The 26,275-nt window shown below is 35.3% G+C and carries 19 protein-coding genes; 15 read left to right on the top strand and 4 right to left on the bottom strand.

The window, feature by feature from the left end:
* Window positions 1-20 precede the first annotated feature (20 nt).
* Window positions 21-3,602 carry a PD-(D/E)XK nuclease family protein gene (locus tag CYJ57_RS04740; protein ID WP_101954283.1) on the top strand — a complete coding sequence of 1,194 codons (3,582 nt, stop codon included), beginning with the start codon at window positions 21-23 and terminating at the stop codon, window positions 3,600-3,602.
* Entirely contained in the window at window positions 3,599-7,411 is a 3,813-nt protein-coding gene (gene addA / locus CYJ57_RS04735; protein ID WP_101954282.1) for a helicase-exonuclease AddAB subunit AddA, read from the top strand. The genes CYJ57_RS04740 and addA overlap by 4 nt, the downstream gene beginning before the upstream one ends.
* A gap of 59 nt (window positions 7,412-7,470) precedes the next feature.
* Here addA and CYJ57_RS04730 read toward each other — a convergent pair whose 3' ends face one another.
* Window positions 7,471-8,811: a putative glycoside hydrolase gene (locus tag CYJ57_RS04730; protein ID WP_101954281.1), complete on the bottom strand. Its 1,341-nt coding sequence runs from the start codon at window positions 8,809-8,811 to the stop codon at window positions 7,471-7,473.
* A gap of 14 nt (window positions 8,812-8,825) precedes the next feature.
* Window positions 8,826-9,467, bottom strand: coding sequence for a hypothetical protein (locus CYJ57_RS04725; protein WP_101954280.1), 642 nt, complete (start codon window positions 9,465-9,467; stop codon window positions 8,826-8,828).
* Window positions 9,468-9,605: 138 nt separating this feature from the next.
* Here CYJ57_RS04725 and lspA point away from each other — a divergent pair, with 138 nt between their 5' ends.
* Genes lspA through CYJ57_RS04700 form a run of 5 tightly spaced genes read left to right on the top strand, consistent with a single transcriptional unit; the run spans window position 9,606 to window position 12,754 of the window.
* Window positions 9,606-10,064, top strand: coding sequence for a signal peptidase II (lspA, locus tag CYJ57_RS04720; protein WP_101954279.1), 459 nt, complete (start codon window positions 9,606-9,608; stop codon window positions 10,062-10,064).
* Complete coding sequence (locus tag CYJ57_RS04715; protein WP_101954278.1) at window positions 10,064-11,011, top strand: RluA family pseudouridine synthase; 948 nt, start codon at window positions 10,064-10,066, stop codon at window positions 11,009-11,011. The genes lspA and CYJ57_RS04715 overlap by 1 nt, the downstream gene beginning before the upstream one ends.
* A gap of 42 nt (window positions 11,012-11,053) precedes the next feature.
* Window positions 11,054-11,773, top strand: a complete 720-nt coding sequence (locus CYJ57_RS04710) for a DUF2786 domain-containing protein (protein ID WP_101954277.1) — start codon at window positions 11,054-11,056, stop codon at window positions 11,771-11,773.
* Window positions 11,773-12,468 (top strand): hypothetical protein, encoded by a 696-nt coding sequence (locus tag CYJ57_RS04705; RefSeq protein ID WP_101954276.1) that lies wholly within the window; start codon window positions 11,773-11,775, stop codon window positions 12,466-12,468. Before CYJ57_RS04710 ends, CYJ57_RS04705 begins: the two co-directional genes overlap by 1 nt.
* Before the next feature lie 4 nt (window positions 12,469-12,472).
* Entirely contained in the window at window positions 12,473-12,754 is a 282-nt protein-coding gene (locus CYJ57_RS04700) for a DUF503 family protein (protein WP_101954275.1), read from the top strand.
* A 49-nt stretch (window positions 12,755-12,803) separates the two neighbouring features.
* Here the strand turns inward: CYJ57_RS04700 and nth are convergent, their stop codons facing one another.
* Window positions 12,804-13,454 (bottom strand): endonuclease III, encoded by a 651-nt coding sequence (nth, locus tag CYJ57_RS04695; RefSeq protein ID WP_101954274.1) that lies wholly within the window; start codon window positions 13,452-13,454, stop codon window positions 12,804-12,806.
* Between the two features lie 129 nt (window positions 13,455-13,583).
* Here nth and CYJ57_RS04690 point away from each other — a divergent pair, with 129 nt between their 5' ends.
* From CYJ57_RS04690 to CYJ57_RS04680, 3 genes are read left to right on the top strand one after another with little or no spacing between them, the layout of a single operon-like run.
* Window positions 13,584-14,333, top strand: coding sequence for a methionine ABC transporter ATP-binding protein (locus CYJ57_RS04690; protein ID WP_101954273.1), 750 nt, complete (start codon window positions 13,584-13,586; stop codon window positions 14,331-14,333).
* The gene (locus CYJ57_RS04685) at window positions 14,315-15,007 is read left to right on the top strand and encodes a methionine ABC transporter permease (protein ID WP_006701287.1); all 693 of its coding nucleotides are present in this window, start codon (window positions 14,315-14,317) and stop codon (window positions 15,005-15,007) included. Before CYJ57_RS04690 ends, CYJ57_RS04685 begins: the two co-directional genes overlap by 19 nt.
* A 29-nt stretch (window positions 15,008-15,036) precedes the next feature.
* Window positions 15,037-15,870 carry a MetQ/NlpA family ABC transporter substrate-binding protein gene (locus CYJ57_RS04680; protein WP_101954272.1) on the top strand — a complete coding sequence of 278 codons (834 nt, stop codon included), beginning with the start codon at window positions 15,037-15,039 and terminating at the stop codon, window positions 15,868-15,870.
* 61 nt (window positions 15,871-15,931) lie between these two features.
* On the opposite strand, the gene CYJ57_RS04675 is transcribed toward CYJ57_RS04680, so the two are convergent.
* A complete protein-coding gene (locus CYJ57_RS04675) occupies window positions 15,932-16,936 on the bottom strand; it encodes a DUF697 domain-containing protein (protein WP_180764395.1) in 1,005 nt (334 codons plus the stop codon).
* A gap of 105 nt (window positions 16,937-17,041) precedes the next feature.
* Between CYJ57_RS04675 and CYJ57_RS04670 the strand changes: the two genes are divergently transcribed.
* The 5 genes from CYJ57_RS04670 to CYJ57_RS04650 form a co-directional block, all read left to right on the top strand.
* Window positions 17,042-17,455, top strand: coding sequence for a GtrA family protein (locus CYJ57_RS04670; RefSeq protein ID WP_101954270.1), 414 nt, complete (start codon window positions 17,042-17,044; stop codon window positions 17,453-17,455).
* A 9-nt stretch (window positions 17,456-17,464) separates the two neighbouring features.
* Window positions 17,465-18,430 carry a glycosyltransferase PgfS gene (gene pgfS / locus CYJ57_RS04665; protein WP_006701283.1) on the top strand — a complete coding sequence of 322 codons (966 nt, stop codon included), beginning with the start codon at window positions 17,465-17,467 and terminating at the stop codon, window positions 18,428-18,430.
* Window positions 18,411-21,095 carry a YfhO family protein gene (locus CYJ57_RS04660; protein ID WP_180764394.1) on the top strand — a complete coding sequence of 895 codons (2,685 nt, stop codon included), beginning with the start codon at window positions 18,411-18,413 and terminating at the stop codon, window positions 21,093-21,095. The genes pgfS and CYJ57_RS04660 overlap by 20 nt, the downstream gene beginning before the upstream one ends.
* A 108-nt stretch (window positions 21,096-21,203) precedes the next feature.
* Window positions 21,204-21,608: a VOC family protein gene (locus tag CYJ57_RS04655; protein WP_006701281.1), complete on the top strand. Its 405-nt coding sequence runs from the start codon at window positions 21,204-21,206 to the stop codon at window positions 21,606-21,608.
* Window positions 21,609-21,719: 111 nt separating this feature from the next.
* Window positions 21,720-26,275, top strand: a 4,556-nt coding sequence (locus tag CYJ57_RS04650; protein ID WP_101954268.1) for a S8 family serine peptidase, incomplete at its 3' end; no start/stop codon positions are given.

Here is a 26,275-nt window from a genome sequence, read left to right as displayed (position 1 = left end):
AGCTATAGAAGGAGCGAAAGATGGCACTTCAAATTATTACAGGGGATCACGCTATTAATAAAAAAGCTGTGATGATCAACCATTTGCATCAAATTTTTACCCACAATCCATCTGCTGAGATTTACTATATTATTCCAGATCATATTAAATTTGATATGGAAACAACGATGCTGGATCAATTAAAGCAAATTCAAGGTGGAAATCAAGCCGCGATGCTAAATATACAAGTTGCCAGTTTTTCGCGAATTAGCTGGTTTATGATGCCTCATTATCATAATGAGGCTCCTTCTATATCTAGTGTGGGTAAAAAGATGATTTTAAGAAGTGTTTTGAGCGAATTGAAATCTCAACTTGTCATATATCGCACTCAAGTCACTTATCAAGGTTTTATAGATAAGCTTTATAACCAATTCGAGGAGTTTATTCAAGGAAATATTGATCAAGTAACACTCGAAAAATTGATTGAGGCAATAGATGAGGAAGAAATCGGAACGCTCAACCAATATCAATCCAGCCAAAGATTAAATGAAATTAACACAATTTATACGACTTATATTGATAAACTTAATCAATTAAATATTAACTACCGTAATGATTACTTCGAATTAATCGATTATTTAGAAAATTTACATCCTCGAGATAACTTATACATTATCATTGATCATTATGAGTATTTTACGGGGGAACAGCTTTATATTATAAATCAATTAATCCGTGTAGCACATACAGTATGGATTCAATTACCGATTGATTCGAATCACCTTTTAAATACATCTCATTATTCATTTGAACAAGTTGCAAAAAATACCTATTTTCAATTAAAACGTTTATGTCAGGTTAATGGGCTGAATCAGTTGGATGATTGGCACATCAATGAACCAATATATCCATATCATTCAGATATTTTAGTCGTTGCGAAAACTTATCAAGCCTTGAATGAATTTAAACCGGTTGAAAAATTGAGGTTAGTGCAATCCGAACACATTGAATTATGGAATAACGATACAATCCAGACGGAAATGAAGCACGTGGTCAATCAAATTCATTATTTAGTCAGTCAAAAAAAATATCGTTACCGTGATATACGCGTATTAACACGAAATTTTGATTGTTATGGCTCTTTAATCGAACCTTATTTTAATATGAATGATATTCCTTGTTTTATTGATAATACACAAGAAATGCAACATCATCCCTTTGTATTATTATTAGAGGGATTATTAAACTTATCCATTCAACAATGGAATTATACCTCAATTATGGCCGTTTTAAATTCAAGTTTTATTTTACCCTCATTTTTGCAAAATGATCAGTTAAGTCCAGAAGAATTACGGATTGAAAAACAACATCAAGTCAATCAATTAGAAAATATTTTAATTGAAAATGGGTTGTTTGGTTACCGATTATACCAAATCGACTATCCATGGCATTATAGTAATGAATCTTTACCTTACTATAATGCGAAAGGCGAGAAAACGGAGCAAACGATTGAAGAGATGGTACAACCTTGGCGTAACTGGCTCCATCAACTCTCGCAAATACTAAAACGTCCCGCAGAATTAACTGGCGAATCATTTGCAAAATGGGTCTATCAAGTGATGGACCATCTGAAACTAAAAGAACAGTTAATTTTTGAAAGAGATTATTTAATCCAACAGGGCCGAATTGAACAGTCAATGGAAGAAGAACAAGTGTGGAATACAATGGTTGATTTACTCGATGAATTTTGTTTAATTTATCAAAACCAAACTGAAAGTTATGAAACATTTGTCCAAATTTTATTGGCTGGAATGAATGAAGCGAGTTTCCTCATTATTCCACCGACAATGGATCAAGTGATGATTTCAAGTATGATTAGTCCACGCACTCAGCCAACCAAAATCACATTTGTTATTGGAATGAACCATCAAACCTTACCACAATCCATTCAAGAGGACTCATTAATGACTCGACAAGAACGTGAGTTACTACTTTCTATGGATTTAATGCCGCATCAATCCATTCAACATACACCAGCTGTTCAGTATCAAGCAGAATCATTTTTATTTTATAAATTACTTTTAGCTAGTACCGAACGATTATATTTAAGCTATGCTCAAGTCGTCGAGGACCAAACGGTCGAACGAAGTCCATATATACAAGAATTGTTAAATTGGGTTGAATTGCCTACTTATCATTTTAAAGTAGATCCGACTGAAGAATTGACTCAACCCCATCCAAGTTCATATGGGCGTTATTCTATTGAACGAAGTAAAGTGATGTATTTAAATCGGTTCTATTGGCAACAATCGGTTAATTATTTACCACCTTTGCGTAAATTAATTGCAAGTATGAAAGAATATGAATTGCAACATAGCATTCCTGATGCTGGACGAATCGATAATTTGGTGAAAAGATCAGTTGAAGATTTTATCCAACCCGTGTCAATTAATCCTGAAACGGCTCGTCAATTATATGGAGATCAACTTTCATTATCTGTCTCGAAAATTGAAGAATATTATCGAGATGCTTATTCGCACTTTCTACTTTATGGATTGAAATTAAAAGAACGCATTGAGTTTGAATTAGATCCAGCTCGAACGGGAGACTTCTTCCACGAATATTTAGATCAAGTGACCCAACAGGCAACAAATCACTATCAACGGTCGCTATTGACCTTAGATGACGCGGCGCTGTTGGATATCATTCACTTGATTGAAAATCAATTAAGTCATCATTTCAAATTTCAAATTTTACATAGTTCGGCACGTATGAAATTTATTCATCAATTGATGAACCAGGAGATGCGTCAAGTGTTGAACAATTTAATCAAAAAAGTTCAAATAACCCAATTAGAACCAGTCCTGACAGAAGCAATTTTTGGCTTGAATCCAATACTACCTCTTAGAGGGCTGTACTATCAACTTGATTCTCAACGGACACTGCAAGTGACAGGAAAGATTGACCGAATTGACCGTCTTCAATTAGGGGAGGATACTTATTATCAAGTTGTCGATTATAAATCGTCACAAAAAGAATTTAACTTAGTTGAGCTATTTTACGGATTAGATATGCAAATATTAACGTATTTAAAAGTGATTCACCAAAATTATCCGAACGCTTTCCCGTTAGGTGCTTTCTATCAACCGATTACCCATATAAATGAGTTAGCAACACATGACGTAAAAGATGAAAAAGAGCAAAGTTTAGCGGATTATACATATCGTGGTTTTATTACGCTACCAGAAGTGAAGATGCAACAAATCGACTCAACTTTAGAGCCACAGACAGCAAGTTTAATTTATCCTGTTAAATTAAAGAAAGATGGTTCATATGATGCCTACTCAAATTGTTTTAATGAAACTGACTTTCAGTTGCTGTCGAACTATGTTGATTATTTATTTGTTGAAGCTGCAAACCAAATTCAATCAGGAAATATTGCACTCACTCCATATCGTGATGAGCGCTTTACGACCTCATTACAACCTGGATTTAGAACAATTACTGGTTTTGACGCCACTAAACATTACCATCTGTACCGTCACAAACAATTACGGAAAAAAGATATCATTCAGAAAATTGAACAAATATTACAATCTCAACAAGAGGAGGTGAGCGAATGAGCCGTCAATTTAATCAACAACAATTAGCAGCAATTGAAGCGAAGGGGTCAAATATTCTAGTATCCGCATCAGCCGGCTCAGGTAAAACAACCGTTTTAATTGAACGAATCATTCGTCACGTACTCTCTGATTATGCGAGTTTGGATCAACTATTAGTGGTCACTTTTACTGAGATGGCAGCGAATGAGATGAAAGAACGGCTAGAAATGGCCTTAAAACAACAAATTAATCATTCAAAAGATCCGGAACTCAAACGTAATTTAATGAGACAACTGAGTATTTTACCTGAAGCACATATTCGTACGTTACATTCATTTTGCTTGACGGTAATACAACAATTTTTCTATCTAGATGATATTGATCCAGAATTTACGTTACTCACAGACGCAACCCAAATTGAATTGTTAAAAGAAGAAGCCTGGGCGGCATTACTTGAATTAATTATCGATGATTCACCTTCGATTAAAGTGAGTTCAGATGAATATTTAACACTCCTAAGGTCATTTAGCAAAGGGCGTAATGATGATCGTCTGTATCAAATGATCAATCAACTCTGTGAGTTCGCTCGAAGTAATCCTGATCCACTCGGCTGGATGGAAAATATAAGTCATCCAGATCATTTCTTGCTAGATTTTTCAACCCCATTCTATCAAAGCAGTCTTATTGAATATTCGATGCAACTAATCAAAGAGGCAAAACATCAATGGCAACTGGCACTGCAATTGACAGAATCGTTAAGTGAAGCTACCCTTGAAAAGTATGCGACGTTTATTCAAGAAGATGCACATATTGCAGAATCATTGATACAACATTTTGAAAATAACCAATATGAAGAAGCCATCAACCTTATTCATCAACATTCATGGAAACGTTGGGCGAGTTACCGGCGTGATGATGAAGACAAAGAAATTATTCAACTCGCTAAAAAATATCGTGATCAAGCAGTCCAACGAATTAAAGAATTAACAAATGTTTTCCCTTACTCCTACTCACAGATGCAAACACATCTAGAGGGAAGTCAAGTCATTGTCAATTCGTTATCTCATTTAGCCATCGGATTCTACCATCAGTTTCAACGCTTAAAACGTCAAAATAAATTGATCGATTATAATGATTTAGAACATATTACGCTGCAATTATTAGCACCAATGGATCCGAAGACAAGAGAACGTCAGCCGAGCATTGCAGCTCATTTCTATCAAAATCAATTTAAAGAAGTAATGGTCGATGAATATCAAGATATTAACGAATTACAAGGATTAATCTTACATTATTTATCACATGAAACGAAATCAACGGGTAATCTTTTCATGGTAGGGGATGTGAAACAATCAATCTATGGATTCCGCATGGCCGATCCAAGTCTTTTTCTTTCAAAATACGAACGCTATCAAACATCCACAGATCAACAATTGATTATTTTAGATACAAATTATCGTTCAAGGGATAATGTTTTGGGGTATACGAATGACGTTTTTGAACGAATCATGGATAAAAATCTTGGCGAGATGATATATGCTGAAGCAGAATCACTCAAGACGGGCTTTCCTTATTTTATTGAGCAACAAGCTGATTCCGATTATAATGCTGAATTTTTACTCTTTAATAAAGACACTATGATGGAGTCAAATGAAGATTTAGAAGGGGAATTCGACACCAGTCGAGAAGCAGAAGCCCATCTAATTGCTCAAAAAATTCGCTATTTAATTGATTCAAATCAGCAAATTTATGATAAATCTAATGGCGGATTTTACCGTAAGATTGAGTACAATGACATTGTTATCTTATCATCCACAAAAAATTCTTTCTTGACACTTCAGCGTATTTTTGATCATTATGAGATTCCTTTGTTATCTCAAAAAATTGAAAGTTATTTCCAACGTCAAGAAATCCAACTGATGTTAGCTTTACTTAAGATTATTGATAATCCGCATCAAGATATTCCGCTGGTCGCCATTCTACGCTCTTATTTTGTCGGTTTATCCGATGAACAATTAAGTTTGATTCGAATTTATAGTCAAACAACAAGTTATTTTCAAGCAGTCCTTGCGTATGCGAATGCAGAAGATACGACCACGATTGATCAAACTCTACAAGGTAAAATACAAGAATTCTTAAGTCAATTAAGACATTGGCAGCGTCTAGCTGATGAAATTTCATTAGCAGAATTAATCTGGCAAATATATATGGAAACAGATTTTCTCAGTTATAACGCTGGATTAAGCAATGGTCTGCAGCGTACGTCTAATTTACACGGATTATATCAACGGGCTTCAGATTTTGAATCACATTATTTCCGCGGTATCTTTGGATTCATTCGCTATATTGAGAAGGTAATCGATCGAGATAAGGATCTTCAAGAACCGGTCTTATTAGATCATGGCCAAAATTACGTTCGCATGATGACTGTTCATGCAAGTAAAGGGTTGGAGTTTCCAATTGTGTTTTTAATGAATACTGGACAAAAAATGAATCTCAAAGAATTGCGTGAGACGATGGTGCTTTCCAAGGAACACGGTATTGGGATAGACTATATTGACACGGAGTATCATTTAAAGTATCCGACCATTCATAAAGAAGCAATTAAAAAAATTAGGGAACGTCAATTAAAATCTGAAGAAATGCGGAAACTTTATGTCGCTTTGACCCGAGCGGAACAAAAGATATATATCGTTGGAACCATTGCAAGTCAAAATAAATGGGAAGAAATGCAGCAGCTTTTATTAGATCTTGATGATCAATCAAAAACCATCCCCTTAATGCATCGGCTTAAAGCTTCAAGTTGGTTAGATTGGCTGCAACAAGCTCTCTATTATCGGTCCTCAAATTCATCCCATGCTATTCATATTTATACGATGGACCAATTGCTTTCAAAGATGGTAGAAGAAAATAATGATCAGAAAGATAATTTGATGCAATATTATCAGAAAAACTTTGCGTCAACAGCGCATGAGACACCAGATGATACATTAATGGAGTCAATGCTATTTCAATATTCATTTCCACTCAGTACCAAAACAGCTAGTTACCAATCAGTTTCTGAATTAAAACGTCTATTTGAAGAACCTTTGATTGATAAAGCCAATTACTTAACGGAAAATCCAACAACTTTGAATTTATCTGATATTGAAAGTGAGTTAGCTGGAATTCGATATACGCAAGGAACTTTTAATGAACCAAAACTAATTCAATCGAATAAAAGTCAATCTTTAACTCCAACGGAAAAGGGGACATTGATTCATCATTTAATGCAATCCTTGAGCTATCAATCCTTTAGTGATATTGAGATTACACACTATTCCACAGAGTTAGTGCGACAAGTTCAAATATTAAGCCAAACGATTGATTCAAAATTTTCATTAATTGATTTAGAAATGTTAAATAAAATTATTTCTTATCTAACTTCTGAGTTAGGACAATTCACTATTCAACATTATGACAAGGTGAAGGTGGAACAAGCATTTTCAATGATTATTCCTGCATCAAAATTATATCTTTCATCAAAGGGCCAGGAAGATTATTTGAAATATCACCCAGAAGATCAAATTCTAATTCACGGAGTCATTGATGCCTATCTAATTGTGGATCAACGAGTTATTCTATTAGATTATAAAACCAACCGATATCAAGCGTACTCTAACCAAAGTAAACGAGAACAAATTGAACACTTGTCTAATACTTATCGTTTCCAACTAAGTCTTTATGCACATGCGCTATCACTCGTTCATTCAATTGATGTTACAGAAGTTTATTTAGTATTAATTGATTTTGAAGAAGTGGTCCTTTTAACAGATTTATATCAATTTTAAATATAAAGAACGTCCAATCCAATCTTGAAGATGGAAGTGGACGTTCTTTTGAATTTATTTTATAGGGGAGGGTCATAATTAACCGGGCGACTGTAATTTCCAGCTGCATTCCATAATAGGAATTCATGGACCCCTAATTCTTTCAAGGCACGAATTTGGTCTTCGACTTCTTGAGGTCCGTAGTACATATAGGTTCCTTCAGGAAGGTAATCTGCTGTAAAATCTTGCAACCAAGGGCGTGTTTTCACAGGGTTCACTACTTCTGCGAGCACATTCGCTTCTTCGTGCATATAGGCTTTAGTAAAGTCATAAGGATATAAATCCGGATAGTTAAAACCAAAGAATCCTTCACTCCAATGTGACGGATAAATCATTGATGAGACCACATCTACTCGTTCAGCCATCATTTTGAAGTCTTGCCCAATACCACGTACATCTGGGGCATTTCCCGCAACTGCAGTGTAACCGAAGACATCGGCACTAATCTCTACATCGTAAGGCGCTAACTTTTCACGTGCATAATCTAAAAAATCTGCAATCGCTTGAGTTCTTTCTTGTCCTTCTAATTCTGGATCTTCACTGACATAAGCGGCATATCCTCCCAGTTCATATTCCAAATCTTGACTAAAAACATGAAAACCTTCTGGAAATCGAATATAGTCAAATTGAATTTCTTTAAATCCTAGTTTTGCCGCTTCCTCAGCAATTGAAATAATATAATCCCATGTTTCTTGCAAAAAAGGATTAATGAATTTAGATCCGCCACCGTCCGACCAAATTTCTCCGGTTGAAATGTCATGGAATGATAAATCCGGTCTGAGTTCGGCTAATCTTGAATCTTTAAAGGTAACAATTCGTGCAATTGGATAAATTTGCTTCGATGCTAACTTTTCTAAAATCTTATGGTAATCCACTGTAGCAGTAATATTTGCCTCAATATTTGGATTATCTGTCTCAAAAGATTGTAAAATATTTCCCCAATCATCTTTAAAGTTTAAGACGACAGCATTAAGTTCTGTTTGATCAATATAATTAATGATTTCGTCAAAATATTCTGGATTGGAAACATTTGACTCTGTTAAGTAGATACCCTTAACTCCATCTACTGGGTAGGGGATATCGATTTGACTAACATATAATAAATCAGCCGGGAGACTATCTGGTTTTACGAGCAAAGGTTCGGTTGGTATTTGTAAATCTTTATAACGATTGACAGCATTTTTTTGAACGCGATCTTGAAATTCTTTCAATTCTTCTGGAGAATAGGTAACTTCCGAGAGCGATTCGGTGGATTCAGAATTGTCGCTATTATTTTGAGATGATAATAAGGTATCGCATCCAACGATAATTGCCATGGCACCCAATAAAAGTAAGCAACGCTTTAAAATTTTTAACGTCATATTTCCCTCACAAACTATTCTTTAGATTCCGATAAATTGACTAGGTAGATTTTGAAATTAATTAATTGAGTATTGATTGGTTCAAAATAACCTAAAATTTTCTCTAAGTTAATATGGTTTGTTGTCATTAATGTTTCAACTTGTTCAAAAATTTGATAAAAGCGATTGTAATCAATTTCTGGGTCAGATAGCGAATGATAGATTTGTTGTTCGCTTTGGATATTCGCTTGATAGTCCTTGCTATAAACCGCTAAATTTTCTTGTAGCTGATTCAACAAATCAATCTGTTGAATCACTTCTTGACGATCAAGTAATTCTGCATCTGTAAATGTCGTAAATTCTTCAATATACTTTTCTAAAGCACCAACTTGTTCTGATAAAAGACCTAATTGATATTCACGTTCCGAAACATTGATTTGAATAGCAGAATTTTCATCACCAAATGCTGTGAGTCCATCTTCAGAATTAAGCGTTGCTTCAAAGTCACGCTGGATATTCTCTTCTTCATTTTGAATCTCATTTAAAATATTGATGATTTGAGTCATATTATCTTGCAAGGCATCAATTGTTCGTTTTGAGCGTTCGAGTGAATTGTCACAACCAAATAATAGGGTTGAAATCAATAAAATTGATAGATATTTTGTTATTTTTTTCATGGTTTTCTCCTAATTTTTAAAAATAGATATTAAGGGGCCCTTAATATCATTGGAAATTTCTTTATAACATAGTTTAGTATATAATATCTAAAGGACAGATTCAAACGAGTCAAATCATAAATATGAGAGGAAACGAAGATGTTATTTTCTTTTTTAATCGCAATATTTGTCATCATATTTGATCAATTGATTAAATATTGGTGTGTGATGAATTTACCATTCCAACAGCCTCAAGTCTTCATACCCAACTTTATAAATTTGACGTATCTTCATAACTACGGCGCTGGGTGGGGAATGATGCAAGGGAGAACATTATTTTTTATTTTTATCACGATGTTTGTTGTTGGATATTTATGTTATTTAATTTATAAACATCAAAATGATTCGCTAATCGTTCGATGCACCTATGGATTGTTACTTGGTGGAGCAGTAGGTAATTTGATTGATCGCGTACGATTAGGTTATGTCATTGATATGATTCAATTAGACTTTATAAATTTTCCGGTTTTTAATATTGCTGATGCGGCCTTAACACTAGGGTGTATCGCTTTAATACTCATCATTTTTACCGATCAAGAAGGAAAGGATTATCTATAATGATAAAATATGAAGAATTCACTTATGTGCTAGACGGCGAACAAGATCGACTAGATCGAGTACTTTTAAATTATTTTCCGAAAGAGAGTCGCTCAACCATTCAAAAATGGATTAAAGACCAACAAGTAACCGTGAACGGTAAACAAGTAAAGGCAAATTATGTGACCAACGGAGATGAGACAGTCACAATTCAAATTCCGATTGATAATGAGGACCCAATTGAGCTTACACCTGATAATTCGCCGCTTGATATCATTTTTGAAGATTCTGAGCTGATTATTGTTAATAAACCGCAAGGATTGGTGGTTCACCCTTCAAAAGGACATCCGAATGGAACTTTAGTAAACCGTCTAGTCTATCATTTTCAAAACGCATTGAGTGATGAGGCGGGATTATTTCGACCGGGAATTGTTCATCGAATTGATAAAGAAACTTCTGGATTAATAGCAATTGCTAAAAATAACTCAGCACACCGAGTTCTTGCGCAGCAATTAATGGATCGGACGATGGGGCGAATTTATACAGCGTTAGTTCTCGGTGAAATTGGTCCTCAAACCGGAATTATCGATATTCCATTGCGGCGCGATCCTAAGAACCGTTTGAAATATACGGGCGATGCAGCAGGGAAGGAAGCCATCACGCATTTCAAAGTAATTGAACGGTATGTGGGAGCCACACTTGTAGAAGCAAAACTCGATACTGGGCGAACGCACCAAATTCGAGCTCATTTTGATTATATCGGACATCCCATTGTTGGTGACCCTTTATATCGATCTGCAATACACGGCAGCGCCACATCGCTAAATTCTTTAAAGGATGGCCAATACTTACATGCCTCGAGATTACATTTAATTCATCCGGTCACTCAGCAAGAAATGAAGTTCGAAGCACCCATGCCAGATTCGATGCGCCACCTGTTAGGCAGCTTAACACCCCTTAATCCATGATTTATGATATAATAAATAAGTATTATCTGAGGAGGGGTGCGAATGTCAAACAATCAAAAAATTCTTGATAAAATTCGAAATTTATTAACTTTAGCCGAAGATGCCTCGGATACTGAAGGTCAGACTGCCTTACTCATGGCTCAAAAATTAATGCTAAAATATAAAATTTCACAACAAGAAGTGGATGCATCAAATCCTCAAGAGATTGTTATTAAATCCCTATCGGTTTATAAACGGATTTATTGGTGGGAAAAAGTTTTGGTAAAGATTATTGCTAAAAATTTCCGTGTAATGTTTTACATCCAAAGTCATCGTCTACCTCACCAAGAAAGTGTTCAGCGCAAATTAGTCCTTATGGGGTTTGAGGAAGACGTTGAATTAGCGTACGAAGTTTATCATTTGGCAGCACAAATGATGAAACACTATGCGTCTATAGCATTAAAAGAAATTGATTCTGATACAACAATTGCAATTACACGAAGATCTTATTACCAAGGGTTCTTAGATGGCCTGAAAGATAAGTTTGATCGCCAACGTCATGAGTTTTCAGAAGATAATCCAATTTATGATTTAGTGATTCAAACACCTTCTGCCGTGAAAGAAAAATTTGAACATGAGATTAATGGCCGTTTGAAATTTAAAGCGCCTGAGTATAACGAATCGAGTCAAGCGTATAGTGATGGATATCATAAGGGAAATACAGTTGATTTGATGGCACGTCATATTGAACAAAATTCAAGTGAACCTCGGAGGAATTCATAATGTCATTGTTATTCATTTTCTCGCTCTTAGCTGGCTTGTTGAACATGATGCCACCCTCTGTCAGTGAAACAATCGAACCGATAGCGGAGCTGGCTACTTATAGCTATCTGCATTGGAATGATGTCTATCGATTCCCAGATCCAAGTTTGATTGAAGGTGCAGTAATCCATCAACCGATTCCTCTGGAAAATGTTTATCAAGGCGAGGTAAATATTAAGTATCCCGTAGGAGAAGCGAGAGGATTTGAACCCAATACATTGGTCGTGAACGGTCATCCCTTTTACTATACTGACTTAAAAGGGAATCGCGGATATGGAGAAGATTTTGAAACCCTTAATGAAGCACTTGGACGTAATGAAGCTGTCCGAGTCGGTAAGCGCGGGATTGAAACTTTTTTTGGGCATTATTATAATTTATCAGATAATGGCGTTTTTAATCCACTCCACGATCAAGATTTGTTACATATTGGTTCTGAAGTAATTGTGACGAATGAAGAAGGATTAAGTAAAGGGTACTATATTACGCAAACCATTGAATTTCTTCATGCCAATCAAGGTCAGCAATTTTATGGTGATTATTATATGCCACAGATGGCTTATAATGGGACAGGGGAAGAATTAGTCTATATTCAATATTGCCGCTGGGACATTGAATTAGGCCTATTAATTACGAATATCGGACATCGGATTTGGTAGAAGTATGTTTATTTATTTACTTGAAGTCGAGCTATTATTAGAAGATTGTTATTCATTAAAAGATAAGCGTCGCATAATTCGTTCAATTTTAGATTATGCCCGTGATCAACTCAAAATTTCTAGTTGTGAAATATCCAATCATGATACTTATAATCTAACTCGTTTAGGATTTGTCACGATCAGTAATCAACGAAATTTAGCTAAAGATATGCTAGAGCAATGGCTTGAACGTATCATTTCATACTATCCTGTTCAATTGCAACACTATATTATTGAAGAGCGATAATAAATTAAAAGGTTAAAGTTTGTTTATCCAACAGACTTTAACCTTATTTTTATGCATAAAAATTTTGATTATCCATATATTCTAGATTCTGGTAGAGTTGAGGATACTGATGACAAATTGGATTACGTGGGTGACAAACATTTCGGCCAAAATAGATGATGGATTGATGTGCCTGTGTTAAATCTTCCGCAGGTAAGATTGATACAATATAGTCTTCAATTTGTCGTACGGTCGCATTTTCCGGAACGATTTCATGGTGTTTACATACACGACTCACATGGGTATCTACCGCAAAGGCTGGGATATCAAAGGCAATGCTCATGACAACATTGGCAGTTTTACGACCTACTCCAGAAAGACTTTCAAGTTCTTTCCGCTCTTTGGGCACCACTCCATCAAAATCAGACATAATTTGTTGACTACACTCAACGATAAATTTTGATTTATTCCGAAACAATCCAATTGATTTCAAGTAAGGTTCGATTTCTTTTGGGGTTGCTTTGGATAAATCTAAAGCGGTTGGATAATCTTTGAATAATTTTCGTGTCACTTTGTTAACTGCGATATCCGTCGTCTGAGCACTCAGCATGACAGCAATTAATAGTTGAAAAGGGGTGTCATACTCTAAAATAGTTTCAACATCGGGATATAACTTAATAATCTCTTGGATAACATAACAAGCACTATCTTGTGTTAACATTATTTTGCTCCTTCACTAACTTAATACTAGACACATCTTTTGAGTCTGATATAATAATTTGTGGCTATAATTATTTTTTAGGTCATTAAATAGATACATCTACTATATCATAATGATGGGGGAAGTAAATTGATTGAACTAAGTCATCTTACAAAATCTTATCGCACAAAACATCGACATATCAAAGCGCTCGATGATGTATCTTTAACTATTAATCCTTCAGAAATTGTAGGAATTGTAGGTGAGAGTGGGGCAGGTAAATCAACTTTACTCCGGTGCATCAATTTATTAGAAAAACCTGATCAAGGAACCATTAAAGTAAATCAACAAGATGTCATGTCACTTAAGCATCAGGAGTTACGTCTATTGAGACAACAGATTGGGATGATCTTCCAACAATTTAATCTTTTAGCAAATAAAACCGTTGCTGAAAATATTTTATTGCCTGTTCATATTGCCCATTCTAAACATTATACACCGCTAGAAGAATTGCTTGAGTTCGTTGGATTATCCGATTATCGACATGCGTATCCAAGTCAATTATCCGGCGGGCAAAAGCAGCGAGTAGGTATTGCACGTGCTTTAATTAATCAACCTAAAATATTATTGTGTGACGAACCCACTTCTGCCTTAGATCAAACAACGACAGAAGAGATTGTTGATTTACTTAGACAAGCTCAAAAGCAATTTGATACGACAATGGTGATTGTAACGCATGAGTTGGATGTGATTAAACAATTGAGCTCTCGCGTAGTCGTTATGGAACGTGGACAAATTGTGGATCAATTTCACCATCAAAATGTGGAACATAAAATGCCTCGACATAACTATCGTCAACGTGTTAGAGAGGAGTTAGGTCAATGGAATGGTCATATCTAATCGAACGAATTACTGAATATTGGCCGAAATTATTTATCAGTTTAAAAGAAACAATGATTATGATGGGATTTAGTACCTTAGCTGCAGTTGGTGTTGGATTACCTTTAGGCACTTTCTTATTTTTAGCAGCCAAACAAGATTTACTTGGTCAAAAACGTTGGGCACGAATAGCTCATTCTCTCTTGAGTTTAGTTATTAATATCATTCGCTCATTCCCATTCTTACTACTCGTTGTAGCGCTACAACCCGTAGTTCGGATGCTTTATGGACGGGCTACTGGAAATCCGGTTGCAGCATCATTTTCAATGATGGTGATTGCATCAGCTTTATACGCTCGTTTTGTAGAACAGTCCTTATTTGATGTCCCGATCGGAATTATCGAGACAGCTCAAGCCATGGGAGCAACGATCTGGCAAATTGTGTTTAAATTTTTATACGTAGAAGCTCGCAGTTCATTAATTATTGGATTTACAACTGCATTTGTTAGCTTCTTATCATATTCAACGATTATGGGCGTTATTGGGGGAGGTGGTATTGGCGACTTTGCGATTCGTTACGGCTATCAGCGATACGAATCAGATATCATGTACTTTGCAATTGTACTAATTATTATTCTAGTACAAATTTTTCAATACTTTGGGTTAAAGCTCGCTCAAAAAATTGATAAACGATAAAACACATTCGAAAAGGAGATTTTTTAGTAATGAAAAAATTAGTAAAAACTTTATCTATTTCAGCACTTGCATTATCGACTGCTTCTAGCTTACTAACAGCCCAAGCAGAAGAAGAGCATGTATTACGCGTTGCTTCACACTTACCACCAATGACAGATATTGTCGAATTAGCAGCTAAAAACATCGCAGAGCCTTATTCAATTGAGTTAGTAGAAGTTTCTGATAACATTCAATATAACGAAGCAGTATTCCATGATGAAGCTTATGCAAGTTTTGCTCAACATCAACCATTTATGGCAATGTTTAACGAAGAACGTGATGCTGATTTAGAAGCAATTCAGCCTATCTATAATGCGGTTGTAGGTTTTTATTCACCGGTTTATCAATCAATTGAAGATATTGAAGACGGGGCTGAAGTTGCCATTCCATCAGATCCAACCAACGAAGCTCGTGCACTATTAGTTTTAGCACAACAAGGTCTAATTACACTTGAAGAAAAAGATGCATTACCAACAGTGGATGATATTAAAGAAAACCCTAAAAACCTTAAATTTACTTCAGTCGATCTACTAAATTTAACTGGAGCTTATGAAGATGGAGTAGAATTAGTATTTAACTATCCAACTTATATTGCAAAAATTGACTTAACACCAGAAGATGCACTTTTCTTAGAAGATGAAGAAGACAATACTTTTGCAATTACAGTAGTTGTTCGTAAAGAAAACGTTGATAGTGAAGCTACGAAAGCATTAAAAGATGCATTCACTTCTCCAGAAGTCTATGAATTTTTAGAAAAATTATCCGAAGAAGGACACCTTCGTCCAGCATTCGAGCTTGAAAGCGACGAAACGACCGCAGAATAATTTATTATATTAAAAAAGATGAATTCTCACCTCATAATGATAATTCATCTTTTATTTTTATTTATGAATCAAAGTTAAACCACTTGCGAGCAGAATTGATACTCGCATTTTTTGTAGCTTTCGCAAGCGATTTGACAATATATTTTGAATTTTTATTTAAAATCGCCGTCATCTGTTTAATCGCATAATTAGAAGCAAATGTACGAAGCTGTCGTTGCTCACGCTCTTCATATTGTCCTAAGTATGATTGGGTAATATAGCCAACACGTAAAGTTAAGAATGCATTAATCGAGCCTTCTAGAACTGAACTAATAATTAAATTCGTTATCGGAACCATCCCAGGAATCATTGAAGCTAAGCTCTCACCAACAACCGATGTAATGACCGGCTCAAGCTGTGATTCAATAAGATCATAATCCTCAATGGAACGTGCTGCTAAAACAGCTGTAATTACCTGACTATATAGGCGAAACAAGCTCTGTAAGGTCGGATAGGTCTCATATAACCTAGCTAATTGATAGATCATACGCCCTAATGTATACAAGACCATTGCACTATCTAAAACACCATTTTGACTGATCGCAGTACTTATAAATAACGCATTCGCATTTTCTTGAATAATTTGATTAGATTCCGATTCTAATTGCGATAACATCGATTCAATCTGTGTTTGATAAAGTTGAATCTGTTGTTCAACTTCATCCTCATCGATAATTGAAGCAATCTCAACTTCAGGTAACTTTTCAGGTACAACACTGATATTCGGGTTATGACGTAAAATTCGCTCCATTTGAATTAAATATTTTAACAACTCCTGACGTGTATAATTGTGCGGTAAAGTTTTCATTGCTTTGGGTCCGTGATAAATTCGCCAAACACGATAAAATAAATAACTAAGTAAGAGTAAAATAATCAAAGTCACTGCCAAAGCAAGATACGTATGAATTGAAGCCAATAATCGGTAGAATAACATAAATTGATTGATTAAAAATAGTGTGGCAATGACGCCAAAGATATGGGTTATTAATCGAAATAAACGCTGTATATCTTGTAACCAACTTGACATACTATCCATCCTTTCATTTGTTAGCTTACGGTGTTTGAAAAACTTGTTTTATTATAGCATAATAATAGCGTATAGCTCATCTAATAAGATTGAAGGAGTTTAGAATTGAATAAATGTTTCACATTAAATAAGGAATTAATACTACAATTATCAAAATTTGTTTTAGTGGGTGGAAGCGCCACGTTAGTAGATATGGTGATTTTGTATATTGCTAATAGTGTATTAGGAATCCACCATTTGATTGCTGCAACAATCGCTTTTATCATAGCAACATTTTATAATTATTACTTATCCATGCGTTTTGTTTTTAAAAGTCGATACGATGAAACAGGTAAGCGCAAAGAAATGATTATTTTTTATACTTTAAGTGTGTGTGGTCTCATACTAACAATTATCGGTTTAGCTATCTTAGTCGATGGTTTCCAGCAACCGGTGATGCTATCCAAAATAATTGTAGGGGTTTTTGTGATGATTTTTAATTTTGTTACACGAAAAATATTTTTAGAGCAAGCAGAGTAGGAGTAAACTATGAAGTTATCCATTGTCATTCCATTTTATAATGAAGCAGAAGCTATCGAGTTAACCCACGATACAATTGCTCAAGAATTAGGAGAATTGAGTTCAATTGAATTAGAATTAGTCTATGTTAATGATGGCAGTTCAGATAAAACACTCCAATATATTCAACATTTTGCCGAGTTAGACTCACGTGTAAAGTATATTAGTTTTAGTCGAAATTTTGGCAAAGAAGCTGCGATTCTTGCTGGACTTGAACACGCAACGGGAGATTTAACTGTCTTAATGGATGGAGATTTACAACATCCTCCCTATGTCGTAAAACAAATGATTGAAGCCTATCATGAGGGTTACGATATTATAAGTGCAAAGCGGACGAGAGAAGGAGAGAAGAAAATCCCTTCGTTTTTTGCCCGGATGTTCTATCGCGTGGCAAACCAGTCGATGGATATTTCACTTCAAGACGGGGTCTCGGATTTTAGAGGTTTTAGCCGTAAAGCACTTAACGCGATCTTATCTTTAAGAGAATACAATCGATTTTCAAAAGGCATTTTCAGTTGGGTAGGGTTTAAAGAGAAAGTGATTCCCTATAAAAATGAAATTCGTAAACAAGGTCAAACGAAGTTTAATTTTTCAAAGTCCATGAACTATGCGATTCAAGGTTTGATTTCATTTAATAGTCAACCGTTGAGACTTATTATCCATATTGGAATCGGATTGGTTGGACTTTCAATCTGTTATTTAATTTGGCTATTAATTGAATTCTTTATGTTTAAAGATCGAATCGTCAGTGGTTATTTCACGACAATTTTTACAATTATATTCTTTGGAGGAATTCAGCTTTTATCACTAGGAGTATTAGGAGAATATATCGGTAAAATCTATTATGAAACGAAACACCGACCGCATTACATTGTGGATGAGACGAATTGTTATCCGTCGGAGAAAGGGGAGCCATATGTTGAAGAGACAAACTAAAAAATCTTTTAATCCTCAACACAGTATGATGCTACTGCTCAGCTTTTTAATGCCACTTTCGATTGTAACGATTACTTGGTATTTCAATGAATTCTATCCGTTCGGGGATAATACTGTAATGGCAATTGACTTTGGTAACCAATACATTGATTTATTTGCATTTATGCGTCGAACCATTTTAGAACGTGATTTTGGCGCGTTGGTCTATTCATTCAATAAATCAATGGGCGGTTCAACCGTTGGGATTTGGGCTTATTACTTATTAAGTCCATTCAATTTAATTTATTTATTATTTCCAAAATTAGAAATTGTCAGCGCGGCACATTTAGGAATCTTCTTAAGATATGGCTGTATGAGCTTAGCCATGGCTTATTATTTATCAAAACGCCAAAGTAAAGATAATGCTAATTTAAAGATTGTTTTATTCAGTACTGCATACGCATTATGTGGATTTAGCGTATCCTATCAAATGAATCCTCTATTTATGGATGCTTTAATTATGCTTCCGCTTATCTTAATTGGACTGGAAGAATTGCTCGATGGCGGAAGACCATTTAAGTTTATTGGACTACTCGCATTTACGATTTTTATCAACTTCTATATGTCATTTATGATTTGTATTTTTATTGTCTTTTACGCGATTTACTACATTATGGCGCATCAATGGCAAGTCAGTGAATCTCGTGAAAAACGTTTTGAAATTTTATGGAAGCGACTTTATCCAGTTGCTTTGAGTGGAATCTTATCGGTTGGATTAATTGCATTTTTTATCGTCCCATTATTTTTCAACTTACTTTATAGTAAAGGGGAATTAAACTCGGGAATGCGTTTCGCTTGGGAATTACAAATCAACCCATTAGAAATATTTTCGAAGTTTATGATTGGTTCTTTTGATAATAATTCCTGGTCTGCCGGGCCTAATCTACCAAATATTTTTGTCAGCTCATTACCTTTAATCGGTTTAATATTATATTTCTTTGAACCCCGTATTACTAAATATGAAAAAATTGGAGCAACAGGCATCTTTATAATTTTCCTTATTTCGATTGTCCATAAATTTACCAACCAACTGTGGCATATGGGACAATCTCCAGCAGGATTCTTCTATCGTTTTTCTTGGTTAATCTCATTTTTCATTATTTTATTAGCGTACCGCTACTTTGAGAAAAATAATCGAATTAAAACAACAGAATTATTCTTTATTGCAGCGGTATTATTATTTGTGTTGAGTTTTGTGATGTTACAAGATCATACGTTCTTAACATCGGCTCAGCTTCAAGCTTCTGCTTTTTGTTTTGCCTTAGTAGGGATTTTATTAGTTTCAAAACATCGATATAAATGGGCTGCCATCGCCGTGATTCTAGCTGCTGAGTTAGGATCTAATATGTATTTATCCCAATCACGTATGAATTATCCTAGTTTAAGCTTGTTTAAAAATTCAATCGCAATTTCCCAAGAATATGTTGATAAAATTCGACCAGATGACGATGAGTTTTACCGAATTAATCCTTTATTCTATCGGGATAAAAATGATCCCTTTATGCAAGACTTCGCTGGTTTTACAAACTTTAGCTCGAACTTAGAAAATAATACCCGTAATTTATTTTATCGTATTGGAAGTAATGGAATTAATGCTGCTACAACCTATAATGGTAGTAAAATTACGGATGCCATCTTTAATATTCAATATCATATTAAGGATTTACCGTACACAGGTGATTCCGACCAACCACAATATCATTTCAGAGAAGATTTTTCGCGTCCAGGTGTCTTAACAAGTGAAAACTTAATCGACTCTACCGATCGATTTGAAATTTACCGTAATCCAAACGTCTTACCGATTGCTTTTGGTGTGAATGAATCCGTTATTCAACTCGAATTGATCAAAAATCGACCAATGAATAATCATAATGCCATTGGCCAAGCAATAATAGAAAGAGATGATATCTTTCTACAAGATATTGAAGCTGAGCTTGATTCGATGGAAAACCTCGAAGTCATCACAGAAGATCAAAATAATTTTACGGTTAAACGTCAAAATGATTATGAAGAAGGTGTGATCACATATCGGTTCACTCCAACTACTGATGATGATTATTATGTACAATTACCTGATTCCATTCGCTTTATGGATAGTAATAACAATCGATTCCTATTAAATGGTCAGCGGTTACCGATGATTTCAAGTTATAGTGAAACACAATTAGTCAACATTGCTAGTCATGCGAAAGGAATTGAACAAACTTTTTCAATTCGGACTGAAGCTAATCATCCGATTGATTTAAGTCAATTACGCTTTGCTAGATTGGATGAAAGTTTGGTCGAAAAACTGGTCGCAGAGCGTCAACCAAGCGGACTTCAAGTAAAACATAGCAGTAGTAACTCAATTGAAGGAAATGTAAATATTACCGATGACTCATCATGGATGTTTACTTCAATTCCATATGATCGAGGATGGCGCATTCAAGTAGACGGAAAATCCGTTGATACTCGTGAAATATGGGAAGGGTTGCTCGCATTTCCGATTCAATCCGGAGAACATCAAATTAAAATGGTATATCGACCGGTAGGATTAATAGCTGGAATTGGGATATCTATTGTATCTATTATTGCATTAGTGGTGTGGATTATGTATTACAATCGACATTTTATCAAAGCCAAATAATCCTCAATTCGCCTTTAACTGTTTAGGTTAGAGGCGATAATTTTTCTTATTCAGTAATATTTTGTATACTTACTATAAATAATTAATTGATGTGAGAAGGGGGCTAATATGTTTTTTAATATTAATTTACTATTTAATGGAAATTGTCAAGAAGCTTTTGAATTTTACCATCAGATATTAGGTGGGGAAGCATTTAATCCAACGATTACATATGGAGAAATTGATCCTGAAATATCCGATGAACTGAAAGACAAAATTTACTATACTGAGTTATCATTTGGCGACTTTACTTTAAGAGGACAGGATGAAGCACTTTCCGGAAGTTTCTTAGACCGGACGAATACGATAATTAATTTAGATTTCGACAGCTCTTTAGTAGGGGAGGCACTATACCAAGATTTATCCGACGGTGGCACCATTATTGAACCTTTAGATACGCTCATCGATGGTGTACAATATAGTAAATTTATTGACAAATTTGGAATCACTTGGGAAATATTAATCCATATTTAATTTTTGACCTGAAATTTTCAGGTCTTTTTCATTTTTGTATTGACAGCGTTTTAATAAGTGATTAATATTAGAATTATATTATTAAATTAAAATATTGAGGAGGAAATTAACTTGAAAAAGTTACGCAATTGGTTATTAATTTGGCTGCTTCTTGCAGGAGTATTAAGCCCATCCGTTGCGATGGCTACAGAGCTATCAAATGAAACTGGTGATACATCACAAGTCATATCGCATGTGATAGATTCGATTGAAGAGAGCACCCTTGAAAATATCGAGGAACACTCAGAAATTGATTCGGATGAAGCACAAGTCGATGCATTGGATGAAAATATTGAAGAAGGTTTCCATGACTTTTCAGAAAGCACTGAAACCGAAATTTTTGATGTTGAAACAGAAGAAGTTTCAGGGGAAGTGACAAACAATCTTGATAAAGACGTGAATAATAATGAAATTGAAGTTGATGATGATAAGATTTCAACTGAAACGACTGAAGTAAACTCACGAATAAGCGATGAATCTTCACAAAATGAAGCATCAGAAGATCTTATTTCAATTATTGTTCAAACAAAAAACATTGCAGCGCTTCAACGTGGAATTGATCGCCATGACGCAAGATTTAAAGAATCATTAATCGAGGCTGAGAATGAAGTTCAGTCAACAGTTGATGAAATTATCGCTTCCTTAAAAGAACAAGGGTTTGATATCCAGACAAATCAATATTTTTCTGCTTCCTTCACAGGATTTTCAGCTAAAGTTGATTCAGCAACTTATCAAGCTTTGTTAAAGCATCACCAAGTTCAAAGTGTCAATATTCAGCAACAATTCAAGCAACCTGCTTCGCCTCAAATGCATTCGAGTGGTAGTCTAGTTGGCCTTGATCCAGCGTACTACGAACAATTTGGTTACAAAGGGGATGGGATGGTTGTCTCTGTGATTGATACTGGTGCGGATCCAGAACACCGCGATTTTAACTTAGATCCGGACGTACCTGTTCGTTACAATGAAGCAGCCATGCAAGCGTTAATCGAACTATTAAAACTTCCAGGAAAATATTACTCATCGAAAATTCCTTATGGATTTAACTATGCAGATAATGTTCAAACGATTAAAGACGTCGATGAACATGGGCTTCACGTTGCAGGAACCATTGGAGCCAATGGGAACATTGAAGAAGGTGGAATTCAAGGTGTCGCACCGCATGTTCAACTTCTAATTATGAAAGCATTTACCAATGACCAAGCTCATAGTTCTGTGTTTGAAGATACTTGGCTTAAAGCTTTCGACGACTCCATCAAACTGGGAGCAGATGTTATTAATATGTCGTTAGGTAGTGCCTCTGGATTTACCCTTGATGGAAATTCACCTACCGCATTAGCCTTTAAAAAAGCACGAGAAGCAGGAATTATTCCGATGGTTGCCGCTGGGAATGACCGAAATACGGCATGGGGACAAGATGCACCTAACCTTGCTGCCAATCCAGACCAAGGTGTACTCGGATATCCTGCAGTATTAGAAGACTCAATGGCCGTTGCATCAAGTGAAAATAGACAGTATATGGAAACTTACGTGTCAATTAAGACCGGTGAAGAAGAAGTTACCGTCAATGTACTAGGTAAGACGCCATTTGAAGATAATTTCTCAGAAAATTATCATTCCATTGTTGATAAAGGGAAAGGTCTGCAAAGTGATTACAACGAAAATGAAGATTTATCTGGCAAATATGTATTGATACATCGTGGAGATATATCTTTTGGTGAAAAATATGCCCGAGCGGTAGAACATGGTGCAGCTGGGGTAATTATCGTTGACAATATTGAACAAGATTACCCAATGAATATGACAGGAATTGAAGAGAATCCTAACGTTCCAGTCATGTTTATTCGTAAAAAAGATGGCGAAAAGATTTTACAATTAATTAATCAATCGGATCGAAATCCTGTGCAAGTTAAAATTCCTCACGGTAAAGAATACTTTGAAAACCCACAATTCAAGCATATTAGTGAATTTTCATCTTGGGGCCCTACAACAGATTTACGGTTAAAACCAGATATTACAGCGCCAGGTGGCCATATCTATAGCTTAATGAGTGATAATCGTTACCAAGATATGTCTGGAACTTCGATGGCTACACCTCATATGTCAGGTCTTGCTGTTCTATTAATGCAATACCTATATGAAAATAACTTCTTAACGCGTCAAGAAGATGGCAAGGCCGATCCAAAACAAGACGACTTAACGATGCTAATGTTAATGAATACTGCCGTACCGATGGTAGACCCTAATAGTGAAGACCAAACATACTATAGTCCTACTGTGCAAGGTGCTGGGTTAGTTAATATCGCTAATGCGATGAAGAATAAAGTTACGGTAACCGCTACAAATGAACGTGACACGCTTAAAGATGGTAAGCTAGAGTTACGCGAAGTAGGCGAAGAATTTAATGTTCAACTCGAACTTAAGAACTACGGGGATGTCGATCAAACCTATCAACTAAAATATGAATTAATTCATTCAACTGTTGATCAAGATTCAAATCGTTATACAGAAACAACACGAAATGTTCAACGCGTTGCTTTAGGGGAAATTACTGTCAAAGCAGGCGAGACATTGAGTATTGAAAAAATCTTAAATACTTATGGTATTCCAGCAGATCAATATATCCATGGCTTCTTCATCTTAGAGGCTCAAGGGGAAGATACACCAAATCTTACTGTTCCATTCTTAGGTTATAAAGGGCAATGGGATCAACCTCGAATTATCGACCATATGATCGATTTTGAAGGACCGGATAAAGTTAATTATCCAATTATGGAATATTTCAATGAACAAGGGGAGTTGACTGGTGTTGATAAATCGGCTTTCGTTCGTTTAAATGAAGGCAATGGATGGAACTATTGGACAGCCTATAATGTTGACAATAAACCAACTGTGTTTGTGTCACAAGTCAATATTGAAGGACAAACAAATAATTTGACACCTGTATTATCTTTCTTACGTGATGCAGTCAATGTTGATTTTAGAATTGAAGATGCGAATAACCAAATCATTCGCAACCTAATGCATGAAAATCGCATTGTTAAAGTTGGTAAACTCTATATGGATAATGGACGCTATAATTTCCTTCAACAAATGAGAAATGCTACTTGGGATATGCGCGATGCGAACAACGAATACGTGGCAGATGGTATTTACAAATATGTTATCGAAGCTGAAATCGACTACCAAGGTGCACAACGCCAACGCTATGAATATCAAATTGTGGTCGATAATACACCACCTGAAGCAGAAGTAACAATTGAGGATCATCGTGTTACCATAAAAGCAACGGATAATTTATCAGGAATAGATTATATAGAAATTTACAACCCTGAAGGAGGCTGGATTTCAGGGCCTGCGATTGATCGCAAAGCAACCCCAATGTTGTTAAAAACTGAACAAATCATTGAATTACCAGATTATTTACAAGAAGCAAAAGTATTGATGCTCTACTTAAGAGATAATTCAGGTCAAGTAACGCGCAAAGTAATTCGTGGTCAACTTCCAGAGGAACAGCCTGAAGATCAGAATCAAGATGAAACTGAAGAAAATGAGCAACCAGAGGAATCGGAAGAGCCGAATCAACCAGAAAATCCTGAAAATCCAGAACAACCTGAGAATCCTTCTGAAGAAGCGGAAGATAAACCCATTATAATTGAAAATCAGCAAATTGATCCTGAAGATTATACTTTTGAGATGGGAGCAACAACGAAAGAATTGCCACTCATTACCATCAATCACCCAGGTGTTTATGGTATTTATGGTGAAAATGATGAAATTGCTGGCTTCAATGCAGAAGTGAAAAACTTCAAGGAAATTCATCGAGCTGAATACATAATTCGGAACTCAAAAGGTGAGGTAATTAAAGAACTTACACCTGCTGAAATATCAAAGTTAGGTGACTTAACAAAAGTCTACGGTGAATATGATATTAAAGATATTCAAGAATCTGATCAATATAATTTAGAATTGATTGTTTACACTTTATCTGATAATGATAAGCTTGTGAAGCAACAAATTTCACGTCCATTTAGAATTGATCGTCAAGCACCGAAAGTTAATATTCAACAAATTGAAAGTCAAGACGGACGCTTATTGATTGAAGTAGATTATGAAGAAGATATGAACTATATCGAAATCTTTGTCAATAATCATCAAATCCTCAGGGAAGATGTTACATATGATACATTATTACCTAAGATGATTAAAGGTAAAAAAGTATTTGAGTTACCTAAAGTATTGATTGGTAAAACCGTACAAATTCGTGCATACGATGATGCAAACCAGACTATTTTTGAAATGGAGTTGAAAGATCCAACTCAACCAGAAGAAACGACCCAAGAGAGTGAAACAACTACTGATGAAACGACTCAAGAGAGTGAAACAACTACCGAAGAAACAACCGAAGAAGTAACTTCGGAAGAAACAACTCAAGAGAGTGAAACAACTACCGAAGAAACTACGGAAGAAGTAACTTCGGAAGAAACAACTCAAGAGAGTGAAACAACTACTGAAGAAACTACGGAAGAAGTAACTTCGGAAGAAACAACTCAAGAGAGTGAAACAACTACCGAAGAAACAACCGAAGAAGTAACTTCGGAAGAAACGACTCAAGAGAGTGAAACAACTAC

Source organism: Falseniella ignava (assembly GCF_002847645.1).
Classification (GTDB): Bacteria; Bacillota; Bacilli; order Lactobacillales; family Aerococcaceae; genus Falseniella; species Falseniella ignava.
The sequence above is the reverse complement of the archived record's forward strand: the minus strand, read 5'-3'. Positions and strand labels throughout refer to the sequence as shown.